Annotated in this window: 13 protein-coding genes; all 13 read right to left on the minus strand. The window is 65.5% G+C overall.

The features are described 5' to 3' along the window. Positions 1–142 precede the first annotated feature (142 nt). Positions 143–553: a transcription antitermination factor NusB gene (nusB, locus tag AC4D2Q_RS11930; RefSeq protein WP_290167614.1), complete on the minus strand. Its 411-nt coding sequence runs from the start codon at positions 551–553 to the stop codon at positions 143–145. Next, entirely contained in the window at positions 550–1,113 is a 564-nt protein-coding gene (gene efp, locus AC4D2Q_RS11935) for an elongation factor P (RefSeq protein WP_342024497.1), read from the minus strand. Before efp ends, nusB begins: the two co-directional genes overlap by 4 nt. A gap of 67 nt (positions 1,114–1,180) precedes the next feature. After that, positions 1,181–2,302: a 3-dehydroquinate synthase gene (aroB, locus tag AC4D2Q_RS11940; RefSeq protein ID WP_490925675.1), complete on the minus strand. Its 1,122-nt coding sequence runs from the start codon at positions 2,300–2,302 to the stop codon at positions 1,181–1,183. A 4-nt stretch (positions 2,303–2,306) separates the two neighbouring features. Beyond that, positions 2,307–2,831, minus strand: coding sequence for a shikimate kinase (locus AC4D2Q_RS11945; RefSeq protein WP_490946650.1), 525 nt, complete (start codon positions 2,829–2,831; stop codon positions 2,307–2,309). Continuing rightward, positions 2,815–4,029, minus strand: a complete 1,215-nt coding sequence (gene aroC / locus AC4D2Q_RS11950; RefSeq protein ID WP_490925678.1) for a chorismate synthase — start codon at positions 4,027–4,029, stop codon at positions 2,815–2,817. The genes AC4D2Q_RS11945 and aroC overlap by 17 nt, the downstream gene beginning before the upstream one ends. A gap of 32 nt (positions 4,030–4,061) precedes the next feature. Continuing rightward, on the minus strand, positions 4,062–4,952 hold the full coding sequence (locus AC4D2Q_RS11955) for a shikimate dehydrogenase family protein (RefSeq protein WP_490946651.1): 891 nt from the start codon (positions 4,950–4,952) through the stop codon (positions 4,062–4,064). Continuing rightward, the gene (gene mltG / locus AC4D2Q_RS11960) at positions 4,953–6,179 is read right to left on the minus strand and encodes an endolytic transglycosylase MltG (RefSeq protein ID WP_490946653.1); all 1,227 of its coding nucleotides are present in this window, start codon (positions 6,177–6,179) and stop codon (positions 4,953–4,955) included. Beyond that, positions 6,176–6,757, minus strand: coding sequence for a Holliday junction resolvase RuvX (gene ruvX, locus AC4D2Q_RS11965; RefSeq protein ID WP_490925681.1), 582 nt, complete (start codon positions 6,755–6,757; stop codon positions 6,176–6,178). The genes mltG and ruvX overlap by 4 nt, the downstream gene beginning before the upstream one ends. Positions 6,758–6,759: 2 nt before the next feature. Then, positions 6,760–9,453: an alanine--tRNA ligase gene (alaS, locus tag AC4D2Q_RS11970; RefSeq protein WP_490946654.1), complete on the minus strand. Its 2,694-nt coding sequence runs from the start codon at positions 9,451–9,453 to the stop codon at positions 6,760–6,762. Between the two features lie 83 nt (positions 9,454–9,536). Continuing rightward, a complete protein-coding gene (locus AC4D2Q_RS11975) occupies positions 9,537–9,791 on the minus strand; it encodes a hypothetical protein (RefSeq protein WP_490946655.1) in 255 nt (84 codons plus the stop codon). A 27-nt stretch (positions 9,792–9,818) separates the two neighbouring features. Beyond that, a complete protein-coding gene (locus tag AC4D2Q_RS11980; protein WP_490925683.1) occupies positions 9,819–10,193 on the minus strand; it encodes a DUF948 domain-containing protein in 375 nt (124 codons plus the stop codon). 173 nt (positions 10,194–10,366) lie between these two features. Then, positions 10,367–10,993, minus strand: a complete 627-nt coding sequence (rpsD, locus tag AC4D2Q_RS11985; protein ID WP_152227785.1) for a 30S ribosomal protein S4 — start codon at positions 10,991–10,993, stop codon at positions 10,367–10,369. A gap of 341 nt (positions 10,994–11,334) precedes the next feature. Next, a complete protein-coding gene (locus AC4D2Q_RS11990; RefSeq protein ID WP_490947056.1) occupies positions 11,335–12,624 on the minus strand; it encodes a replication-associated recombination protein A in 1,290 nt (429 codons plus the stop codon). Positions 12,625–12,657 lie beyond the last annotated feature (33 nt).

Consider the following 12,657-nt stretch of genomic DNA (forward strand, 5'->3'; position numbering starts at 1 on the left):
CTCCGGGACAACTTAGCGTCCGGGAGAACAAGGGGACAGCATGCGGACAGCAAAAAACCCGCCCGGCTCCCCTTGGGAAGCCGGGCGGGTTCATGGTGCCGGAACCTGCACTGTGCACAGGTTGCGGCCGTTCAGCTCTCGATCAGGCAAGCAGCGAGGGCTTGAGCTGGTGAAGCCGTCCCAGCAGTCCGTTGACGAAAGACGGTGATTCGTCCGTGGACAGGGTCTTGGCCAGTTCAACAGCTTCGCTGATGGCCACCTTGTCCGGGATGTCGTCGTTGTACAGCAGCTCCCAGGCGCCGATCCGCAGGATGATGCGGTCCACGGACGGCATGCGTTCCAGCGGCCAGCCCTGCGAATAGGTGCTCAGGAACTCGTCGATGGTCTCCTGCATGGAAACCACACCCTCCACCAGGTCCATGGTGTAGGGGTTGATCGTCTGATCGGTCTGTTCCCTGCGGGCCTTGATCATGTCAAAGGCTGATGCTGAACGCTGTTCAGCTTCAAACAGAACTTCCAGTGCCCGGGTCCGGGCCTTTGTGCGTGCACTCACTCGTTAACGCGTCCCAAATAATCGCCGTTGCGGGTATCTACCTTGACCTTGGTTCCCTGTTCCAGGAACAGCGGAACCTGGATTTCGTAACCGGTTTCCACGGTGGCGGGCTTGGTGCCGCCGGTGGAGCGGTCGCCCTGCAGGCCCGGCTCGGTGTACGTGATTTCCAGAACCACCGACGGGGGCAGTTCGATGTACAGCGGGGAGCCCTCGTGGATGGCAATGGTCACCATCATGGATTCGAGCATGAAGTTGGCGTTGTCGCCCACGATGGTCCCCGGTACGGTCAGCTGATCGTAGTCGGAGGTGTCCATGAAGACGTAGTCGTCGCCGTCCTGGTACAGGTACTGGTAATCGCGGCGGTCAACGGAGGCCGTTTCGATCTTGATGCCGGCATTGAACGTCTTGTCCACTACCTTGCCCGAACGCACGTTACGCATCTTGGTACGGACAAACGCACCACCCTTGCCCGGCTTCACGTGCTGGAACTCGATGATGCTCCAAAGGTTGCCTTCAAGCTTCAGCACGGTGCCGTTCTTGATGTCGTTGGTCGTCGCCACAGTTTCTCTTTCGTTGATTCGCCAGGTTTCGTTTTAAGTCCGTCGACCATTCTACCTGCTCCGGCACCTACAAGCTGAGGCGGATCCCGCCCTGCGGCTCCGAAGCGATTTCCTGATAGGCCGCAAACAGCAGCGATGTGTCGGGGACCTCAAGCATGGACGGCTTGGCGAGCCCGTCCAGAACCACGAAGCGGAGCAGGTCTCCGCGGGACTTTTTGTCCCGGCGCATCCCGTCCAGGAGGGCCGACCAGCGGTCCTTCCGGTACGTCACCGGAAGGCCCAGGGACTGGAGGATTTCCTTGTGCCGGTCCGCGGTGGCGTCATCGAGCCGTCCCACCATGCGCCCCAGTTCGGCGGCAAAAACCAAACCCACGGAAACAGCGGCACCGTGGCGCCACTGGTAGCGTTCGGCCAGTTCGATGGAGTGGCCCAGGGTGTGCCCGTAGTTCAGGAACTCCCGGCGGCCGGCTTCGCGCAGGTCCGCGGAGACAATTTCGGCCTTGACGGCGATGGAGCGTTCCACGAGTTCACGCACGACGTCGGAGGCGCCGTCCCCCACAGCTTCGGTATTCGCTTCAATGAGGTCCAGGATGGCCGGGTCGGCAATGAAGCCGCACTTGACCACCTCGGCCATGCCGCTGAGCAGTTCGTTCTTGGGCAGGGTTCCCAGGGCGTCCAGGTCCGCGAGCACGCCTGCCGGCGGATGGAAGGACCCCACCAGGTTCTTGCCCTCGGCGGTGTTGATGGCGGTCTTGCCGCCTACGGCAGCATCCACCATTCCCAGCAGGGAGGTGGGGATGTGCACTACCTTGATGCCGCGCAGCCAGGTGGCGGCCACAAAGCCGGCCAGGTCGGTGACGGCGCCGCCGCCCACGGCAACAATGGCGTCGGAGCGGGTGAAGTCGTTCTGGCCCAGGACCTGCCAGCAGAAGGAGGCAACCTGGATGTGCTTGCCCTCTTCCGCGTCGGGAATTTCGGCGGTCACGGCGGTCAGGCCGGTGGCGGCCAGTTCGTCGCGGACAGTGTCGCCGGTGGCGCGCAGAGCCCGCGGGTGGATGACCAGGACGCGCCGCACGCGCTCCCCCAGCATGGCCGGGAGGCGGTCGAGCAGCCCGTTGCCGATGACGACGTCGTAATTGTTGGCGGGGCTTTCGCCGGTCACCGGGATAACGGTGGGATCGGAGGCCATGGGGTTAAGCTCCTTCATTGAGGGCAGTTGTCAGCCGGTTGATGACGGCCGGGACGGTGAGTCCCCTGGTGTCGACGGTGATGTCGGCCAGGGATTCGTAAACGGGGCGCCGGGCCTTGGCCAGCTCTTCCCAGCGGCGCAGCGGGTCGCCGGCGAGCATCGGGCGGTTTCCGGAACGGAGGATGCGGGGGCGGACCGTGTCCAGGTCCGTGTCCAGGAACACGACCGTGGCCCGGCGCAGCAGCTGCTGGGTGCCGGTGTCCAGGACCGCTCCGCCGCCGAGGGAGATGACAGCACGGGGCTTGTCTGCCAGCGCCGAGGCGACACAGCGGGCCTCGAGTTCACGGAAGCCGCATTCGCCGCGTGCGGAGAAGATCTCGGGAATCGGACCGTGCTTTTCCACGATGAGCTGATCCGTGTCCACGAACTTGAGCCGGTGGCGGGCAGCCAGTTCCCGTCCCACCACCGACTTGCCGGCGGCCATGAAGCCGATCAGGACAATGTGCGCAGGGTCACGGCTGCCGGACATTGGTGCCAGCCGACTCGAGGGCAGACGGAATGTTCTCCAGGTAGGTCCGGAGGTTCCGGGCGGTTTCTGCCACCGAATCCCCGCCGAACTTCTCCGTGACCGCTTCAGCCAGCACCAGGGCCACCATGGCCTCGGCCACGACTCCCGCAGCGGGAACCGCGCAGACGTCGGAGCGCTGGTGGTGGGCCCGCGCGGGTTCGCCGGTACTCACGTCAACGGTCTGCAGTGCATGCGGCACGGTGGCGATGGGCTTCATGGCGGCCCGGACGCGCAGGACTTCGCCGATGCTCATGCCGCCTTCGATGCCGCCGGCGCGGTTTCCGGAGCGGATGACCCGGCCGCCGGCATCCTGCAGGATTTCATCGTGTGCAGCGGAGCCCCGGCGCGCGGCCGTAAGGAATCCGTCTCCGATTTCAACACCCTTGATGGCCTGGATTCCCATCAGGGCTCCGGCGATGCGGGCGTCCAGGCGCCGGTCCCAGTGAACGTAGCTGCCCAGTCCCGGCGGCAGGCCGTAGGCCACAACCTCCACCACGCCGCCGAGCGTTTCGCCGTCTTTGTGGGCGGCGTCCACTTCGGCCACCATGGCGGCGGAGGTGTCCCGGTCAAAGCAGCGCAGCGGATCAGCGTCCAGCGCGGCAACGTCGCCGGGGCCGGGCAGGGCGGACCCTTCGGGACTGGCCACGCCGGCGATGCTCACCGTGTGCGAGACCAGGTCAATGCCCAGGGATTTCAGGAAGGAGGACGCGACGGCGCCGAGGGCCACGCGGGCAGCGGTTTCGCGGGCGCTGGCGCGTTCCAGCACGGGGCGGGCTTCGTCAAAACCGTACTTCTGCATGCCGGTAAAGTCGGCGTGGCCCGGGCGGGGCCGGGTCAGCGGGGCGTTGCGCGCTGAATCGGCCAGCAGCGCGGGGTCCACCGGGTCCGGGGACATGACCTGCTGCCACTTGGGCCACTCGGTGTTCCCGACTTCAATGGCCACCGGGCCGCCCTGGGTGAGGCCGTGGCGGACACCGCCGAGGATCCGGACCTGGTCCTGTTCGAATTTCATCCGGGCACCGCGGCCGTAGCCGAGGCGGCGGCGCGCCAGGGCTTCCTGGATCAGGGCCGTGTCCACTTCGACGCCAGCGGGGACGCCCTCAACTATTCCTACCAGTGCAGGCCCATGGGACTCACCGGCGGTCAACCAACGCAACATGGTTTCAATACTGCCATGTTCGGTGCGCGCGTTCAGCGCCGCGGTGCTCCCACTGCGTCACACATCACATTTGTGACGGCCTGCCGGTCACGGAATTGGTCTCCGGTAAAAAGGCGCACCTGTTCCACCGCCTGGTACAGGAGCATTTCCAGGCCCGGCACAATCCGCCCGCCCCGGTTCTCCCAGACACCGGCGATGCGGCTGGGCCACGGATCGTAGGCAACATCCAGCAGTACCGTGCCGGCAAGATCCGCGGTGCCCGCGGCGACGGCGTCGGCCAGGGAATCGGCGGCATGCGGCGGCAGGGTGGAAATAACGACGTCGGCGCCTGCGCAGGCTTCCGCCGCTTCCTCCCAGGGATGCAGGGTAAGTGCGGTTCCGGTGCGGCTTCCGGCTGCCTCCACGGCAACTGTTCCGTCGGCGGATTCCGGGTAGCGGCGGGCATAGACATCCACGGAGGAGGCACCGAGCATTCCTGCCGCAGCCACCGCCGCGCAGGCCGTGCCGCCGGAACCCAAAACAACGATCCGCGGTGCCGGGCGCGCCCCGGCATGAGTCAGCGCGCGGACGATCCCCTCGACGTCGGTGTTGTGACCCGTGAGGACCACGCCGCTGTCCGTGTACTCAAACGTCACGGTGTTCAGTACCTGCAGGGCCTGTGCCATGGGCGTCAGCCGGTCCATGGCGGGGAGCAGGGCTGTCTTCAGCGGCATCGTCACGGACAATCCGGCCCAGCGGGGCTGGGCCGGATCCGGTTCCCGGAGGGCCGCCGCGAAGACGGCGGCGTCCTCTTCGGGAACATCGACGGCGTCGTACGTACAGCTAAAGCCGAGAAACCCATAGGCGGCGCGGTGCAGGAGCGGAGATTTCGAGTGGCTGATCGGATGCCCCAGGACTGCTGCCCGTGCGGCGGAACCGTTCAACTACCCGCACCTGCCCGGCTTCTGCGTACCGCACCACTGCTGGTACTGCTCCACGAATTTGGCGTGTTCGGCCAGGGTGGAGGAGAACTCGGTCTGGCCCGTGTCCAGGTCCACGGTCACCCAGTAATAGAAGGGAACGTCGGCAGGGTTCGCCGCCGCGTCAACGGCCTCGGTGCTCGGTGAGCCGATGGGCCCTACCGGCAGCCCCGGGTTCGCGTACGTGTTGTACGGGTTGGACGTGTCCGCCTTCTCTTCAGGCGTCAGATCGTAGCTCTTGCGCCCCAGGCCGTAGGTTACCGTCGCATCAGACTGGATCAGCCCGGACGTTTCCACGTTGTCGGCGCGCAGGCGGTTCTCGATGGCTCCGGCCACCTTGGCGTAGTCGGCTTCACCGGCTTCCGCCTGGATGATGCTGGCCTTGGTCAGGGTCCGGTACTGCTCATCCGGGTCCGTGATGCCTGCATCCTCCAGGGTCGTGAAGGTGCTGTTCACCATTTCCGTGACAATCGAGGTTGCGTCCTGGTCCAGCGGGAAGCGGTATTCACCCGGATGCAGGTAACCTTCAAGGCTCACGGCTGCCGCCGGCAGGCCGAACGACTGGGGGTTCTTTGCCAGGGCTTCGAACTCAGTCAGCGGAATTCCGGTGGAAGTACTGAGGATTTCAAACACTTCGCCCTGGCGCAGGTCGCGGGCCACGGCGGCATAGTGAACGCCGGGATCCTCTTCACCCAGCAGTGCCTCGACCGCCGAGGAAGAGGACATCTGCTGCTTCATCTCGTAGGAGCCCGGCTGGATCTCGCGCCCGGCGGACTCTTGCTGGAACGTGTTGATGAACTCCTTGGAAGTGGCAACAATATCCGCCGCTTCCAGGTTGGTGCCGATGACCATGGGACCGTCACCCTCGGCAACGGTAAAGCTCACGCTGCCGGTCCCGGACCCTTCATAGTCCTTGACCTCATTCAGCCCCAGCAGGTCCCGCACGAACACGGTCAGGCCGAACACCACGCCGGCGAAAATCACCGCGACAACCACCATGACAATGGTGCGGCGGCGACGGCGTCGCTGCGTGGCGGGTGACGGACGGCTCTTGCGCGTCTCTGCAGCTTCCTCGAAAAGTTCGGCCACGGGGGCTGTACCGTCAGGGGCATAGTCCGCGTCGTGCTGCGGTGCCGGGTCAGAATCGGGGTCCGTTCCCATCGAAGGGTAGTCCGGATACCTGTGGCTCACAGCGCAGAACCGTTTCCGCGCTTGTTGTCCTGGGAAATGATTGGCTCCTGTGTCGGGGCCGGCAGTGCGTCGTTGGGACGCTGCTGCCGGCGCGTTGTAACCGGTTCCCCCACATCGCGTTTCTGGGAACGCTGCATGTCAATAGCGTGCTGCAGAATCGCCACAGCTGCCGCCTGATCAACCACTCTACGGTGATCTTTGCTGTTCAAGCCAGCCTCGTGCAGAGACCGGTGGGCAGAGACGGTGGTCAGGCGCTCATCCACAAGCGAGACCGGAAGCGGATTTCCACTGCGTTCCAGCTCTGCCACCAGAGTGTCTGCGTAGTCGCGTGCCATTTGCGTGGATGCGGTTTCTGTGCCCCGCATGCTGCGCGGCAGACCCACAAAAACCTGTACGGCACCCCGGGTTTCCGCCTCACGGACGACCACTCGAATGTCGCTGTTCTTTTTAGCGTCCCGTTTCAAAGTCTTGACCGGCATGGCCAGCATGCCGTCGGGATCACTGACAGCCAGTCCCACACGGACCTGGCCGACATCTACCCCCAGCTTAACCCCGCGGGGGTAGACCTGCTGTTCCACATTCAGCCCCGGTTGGCTACTGCGGCTTTGACGGCGGTCAGGGCGTCGCCGAGCTTGGCGACATCCGAGCCGCCGCCCTGGGCTACGTCGTCCTTGCCGCCTCCGCCGCCGCCGAGGACCCCGGCAGCAACCTTGACCAGCGCGCCGGCCTTGATGCCGGCAGCGCGGGCCTCTTCATTAGTGGCAACAATCACTACCGGGCGGGAGTTGGAGACGCCCGCAACCGCAACAACGGCTGCACCGCTTCCGAGGCGGGACCGCAGGTCCAGCGCCAGGGTGCGCAGGTCATCCGCGCCGGCTCCGGTCCCGGCGTCGTGCACCAGAACACGGACACCGTCAACGTCCACGGCCTTGGAAACCAGGGCTGCGGCTGAAGCAGCCAGCTGCTCGCGGCGCAGGCGCTCCAGTTCCTTCTCCGTTGCCTTCAGCTTGGCCAGGGTGGCGGCCAGGCGGTCCGGCAGCTGCACGGACGGGACCTTCAGCATTTCGGACAGTTCGTTGACCAGTGCACGCTCGGCGGCAAGATGGCGGAACGCGTCCATGCCCACAAAAGCTTCCACGCGCCGGTTGCCGGATCCGACGGACTGTTCGCCCAGCAGCGTGAGGCTGCCGATGCGGGAAGTGGATTCCACGTGGGTGCCGCCGCAGAGCTCGCGGGACCAGTCGCCGTTCATTTCCACGACGCGCACGGTGTCGCCGTAGGCCTCGCCGAACAGCGCGGTGGCGCCCAGTGCCTTGGCCTCAGCCAGGGACATGATCTTGGTTTCCACCTGGAAGTTGCTGCGGATTGCCAGGTTGGACACTTCTTCGATTTCGGACTTGGCGGCGTCGGACAGACCTTCGCCCCAGGAGAAGTCGAAGCGCAGGTAGCCGGCCTTGTTGAAGGACCCGCGCTGCAGGGCCTCCGGGCCCAGAATCTGGTGCAGGGCGGCGTGCACAATGTGGGTGCCGGAGTGCGCCTGCTCCGCCTCGTGGCGGCGCTGGGCATCCACGGCTGCCAGGACACTGGCGCCTTCAGCGATTTCGCCCTCGCGGACAATGGCCTTGTGTACGCTCAGTCCCTTGACCGGGCGCTGGACATCCTGAACTTCCAGGACAAAGCCGTCTCCGGTGATCAGGCCGGTGTCTGCGGCCTGGCCGCCGGCTTCTGCGTAGAACGGGGTCTCGTTGAGCACCAGGGAGATTTCAGTGCCCTGGCCGGCATACGGCACCCGGGATCCGCCGGAAATAATGCCGCGGACCGAAGACTGGCTGGTCAGCTCGTCATAGCCGGTAAAGACGGTCTGTCCGGCGGCAAGGAGTTCATTGAACACCGAGACGTCGTCGTGGCCGTGCTTCTTGCCCCGGGCATCTGCCTGGGCGCGCTGGCGCTGTTCGAGCATGAGGGCGCGGAATCCGGCCTCATCCACCTTCAGTCCCGCTTCCTCGGCCATTTCGAGCGTGAGGTCGATCGGGAAACCGTAGGTGTCGTGCAGGGTAAAGGCGTCTTCGCCGGACAGCGGCTTGTGGGCCGCCTGGGACTCCTTCACGGCTTCTTCAAGCCGTTCGGTGCCGGAGGCGATGGTGCGCAGGAACGCCTTTTCCTCGGCGTAGGCAATGCGGCTGATCCGGGCGAAGTCGGTCTCCACCTCCGGGTAGACACCCTTCATGGCGTCGCGGGAGACGGGCAGCAGTTCCGGCAGGACGGCGGTCTCCACGCCCAGCAGGCGCATGCTGCGCACTGCACGGCGGATCAGGCGGCGCAGCACGTAGCCGCGGCCTTCGTTGGAGGGGCTCACGCCGTCGGAGATCAGCATCAGCGCGGAGCGGACGTGGTCGGCAACAACGCGCATCTTAACGTCATCGGCGTGGTGCGGATCCGAGGGGTCTTCGGCGGAGGTGTAGGTCTTGCCGGAGAGCTCGGCGGCCTTGTCCAGCACGGGACGGACCTGGTCCGTCTCGTACATGTTTTCCACGCCCTGGAGGATCATGGCCAGACGCTCCAGGCCAAGGCCGGTGTCGATGTTCTTCTGCGGCAGTTCACCGGCCACGTCAAAGTCGGTCTTGGACCGGACCTCGGAGAGCTGGTACTGCATGAAGACCAGGTTCCAGATTTCGATGTAGCGGGTCTCATCGACGGCGGGGCCGCCTTCGAGTCCGTATTCGGGTCCGCGGTCGTAGTAGATCTCGGAGCAGGGGCCGCCGGGGCCGGCCTGTCCGGTGTTCCAGTAGTTGTCGGCCTTGCCGGTGCCGATGATGCGCTCGTCCGGCATGCCGATCTTGTCGCGCCAGATGGCGCGTGCTTCGTCGTCGCGCTCGTCGCCGTCTTCGTAGACGGTGACCCAGAGACGCTCAGGGTCCAGGCCGAAGCCGCCCTTCTCGACGTCGGACGTCAGCAGCTCCCACGCAAAGGTGATGGCTTCTTCCTTGAAGTAGTCCCCAAAGGAGAAGTTTCCTGCCATCTGGAAGAAGGTTCCGTGCCGTGCGGTCTTGCCCACTTCTTCGATGTCCGCGGTGCGGATGCACTTCTGCACGCTGGTGGCCCGGCTGTACGGGGGCTTTTCGCGTGCGGTCAGGTACGGGATGAAGGGCACCATGCCGGCTACGGTGAACAGCAGCGACGGGTCATTGGTGACGAGCGACGCGGAGGGAACCACCGTGTGGCCCTTTTTGCTGAAAAAATCCAGCCAGCGGCGTGCAATCTCGTGGGACATCATGGTGCTTTTTACCCTTCCGGTAATTCAGGTGTTTGCAGCATTTGGCTGCGGGCAGGCAGTGCGCGGCGGTGCGGGCCGGTGGTTCAGCGGCGGGCGGCGGCCATGGTGCCGGCAACCGTGTCGCCGGTTTCCACGCCCAGGGCAGTGCGCAGGTCGACTTCCCGTTCGGTCATGCCTTCACGGAACGCATCGGCAAAGTTCTGCAGGGCGTCGGCGGCGGTGCCAACGGCCTTGTTGAGTCCGGCCGGACCCAGGGTGTTTTTGGCGTCCGAGAGGCGGCGGACGGCGATGACGCCGATCGTAACGCCGATGGACATCCAAAAGACTCGCTTGATCATTCTCTTCGCTCCTGTGCTGGTGGCGGGTTAGCGGCTGCTGCGGCGGCCGCGGCTCTTGCCGCGGGAGGAAATGGCCGAACGGACGCCGTAGCTGAAGGCGGAGACCTTGATCAGCGGCGAACCGACGGTGGCGGCCACCAGGGAGGACAGCGCGGAGATGTTCGCCGTGGCGTCCGAGACGTTGGAGGAAATGCCGTCCACCTTCTGCAGCTGCAGGTTGGTGGTGGACACGGTGGTGGTGACTTCCTCGATCAGCGGAGTCGTTTCATTGCTGATGGTGCGGATGGCACCGCGCAGCTCGTCAAACACCTTGCCCAGCTTCCAGATCGGGACGGCCAGCAGCACCACCAGCACCGCAAACACACCGGCCGCAATCAGACCGGCAATATCTCCACCCGACATGGTTCTCCTCTTTGGGTTAAAAACTAAAAACTTCCGCTATGTACCTTACCTACTTCAAGGCCAGAGCACTTACTTGCCTCCGCGGCGCGCAGTGCACCGGCAAAGGGGGCCGCTTAAGCGAACAGCCCGCGGCACGGGCCGCGGGCTGTTGCAAAAATCGAGAAGACTCGAGATTAGCGTGCGTAGTATTCCACGACGAGCTGCTCTTCGCAGGTCACGGGAATTTCCGAACGCTTCGGGCGACGCACGAGGCGTGCCTGCAGCTTGTCCAGGGAAACATCCAGGTAACCCGGAACAGCAGGCAGGACGTCGCGGTGGGCGCCGGCAGCGGCAACCTGGAACGGCGTCATGGTCTCGCTGCGCTGGTGCACATGGATGAGCTGGCCTTCGGAAACGCGGAACGACGGGCGGTCCACGCGGGCGCCGTCAACCATGATGTGACGGTGCACAACAAGCTGGCGGGCCTGGGCGATCGTGCGGGCAAAGCCGGCGCGCAGCACGAGGGCGTCAAGACGCATCTCGAGCAGCTCGATCAGGTTTTCACCGGTCAGACCGGCGGTGCGGCGGGCTTCCTCGAAGACACGGGTCATCTGTGCTTCGCGGATACCGTACTGGGCGCGCAGACGCTGCTTTTCACGCAGGCGTACCGCGTAGTCGCTGTCCTGCTTGCGACGTGCGCGGCCGTGCTCACCCGGCGGGTAAGGACGACGCTCGAAGTACTTGGCTGCCTTGGGGGTCAAAGCAATGCCGAGGGCGCGCGAAGCGCGGGCCTGACGGCGTGCACGTGTGTTGTTAGCCACGTTCACCTTTCACTGTTTTGGCGGTTTGGCCACCGCAGCCCTGGCTTTCACCGGGATACCGTGATGACTGATACGTAAGTACTGGCCTCCATTAGGGAGAGCTCGGGCCAACCGCTGCCTTCTGCTACAGAAACGGCGCCGGGCACACCTGACGCTCGTAAAAGCGAAAGGGGGGCTTGGCGTCGCACTTGCCAGTCAACCATCAATGCTAGCACGCACCGGCAGGGGCCCGGGTCCGCCGCGGGGCCTGCGCCGCCTGCACTGGCCGCCTGCACTAGCGACCTCACTTCGCGCAGTCTCACTTCGTGCCGGTTGACTCCCCGCCGGTCACTTCCCGCCGCTCACTTCCCGCGGACAATCCCCCGCAGCCGCTCCAGCCGCGCCGCGATGTCGCGTTCCACGCCGTTGGCGGTCGGTTCGTAATAATTGCGGCCCACCAGGTCATCCGGCGGGTACTGCTGCCGGGCGATGCCGTGGGGTGAGTCGTGGGAGTAGATGTACCCCTTCCCGTGCCCCAGCTGTTTCGCCCCGGGATAGTGCGCGTCCCGCAGGTGGGCGGGAATCCCCTGCCCCCGGCCGGCCCGCACGTCCGCAATGGCGGCATTGATGCCGTTGTAGGCGGCGTTGGACTTGGGTGCGGTGGCAATATGGACCACTGCCTCGGCCAGGATGATCCGGCCCTCCGGCATGCCGATCATCTGCACCGCCTGGGCCGCCGCGACAGCGGTCTGCAGCGCGGTGGGATCCGCCATGCCCACGTCCTCGGCGGCGGAGATCATCAGGCGGCGGGAAATGAACCGCGGGTCCTCCCCCGCTTCGAGCATCTTGGCCAGGTAATGCAGGGCCGCGTCCACGTCGGAGCCGCGCAGGGATTTGATGAACGCACTGGTGACGTCGTAGTGCTGGTCTCCGGCCCGGTCATAGCGCAGGGCCGCCACGTCCAGCGCCTTCTCGGCATCGCTGAGGGTGACCTCCGGGATATCCCCGCCCGCGGTGCGTTCGGAGTACGCGACGCCGGCCGCGGCTTCCAGTGCGGTCAGGCCGCGCCGCGCGTCCCCGGCGGCCAGGCGCACCAGGTGTTCCAGGGCCTCGTCGCTGAGGCGGACACGGCCGGCGAGGCCTCGCTCATCTTCCACGGCGCGCTTGAGCAGGGCGGCAATGTCCTCTTCGGTGAGCGGCTTCAGGGTCAGCAGCAGGGAACGCGAGAGCAGCGGGGAGACCACTGAGAAGGACGGATTCTCCGTGGTGGCGGCCACCAGGACCACCCAGCGGTTCTCCACGCCCGGCAGCAGTGCATCCTGCTGTGCCTTGTTGAAGCGGTGGATCTCGTCCAGGAACAGCACGGTGGTGATGCGGTGCAGGTCGCGGTTGGTGAGCGCCTCCTCCATGACCCGGCGGACGTCCTTGACGCCGGCGGTGATCGCGGACAGTTCCACGAATTTCCGTCCGGATCCGCGTGCCACCACATGTGCCAGGGTGGTTTTCCCGGTCCCCGGAGGCCCCCACAGCATGACCGACGAAGGCCCGGCCGGACCCCGGTCATCGGCGGACTCCGCCAGGGTGCGCAGCGGTGATCCCGGCCCGAGCAGGTGCTGCTGGCCCACTACTTCATCGAGGGTGCGCGGACGCATCCGCACCGCCAGCGGGCTGCGCGGACGTTTGGG

Source organism: Arthrobacter sp. TJ-178 (genome assembly GCF_058269275.1).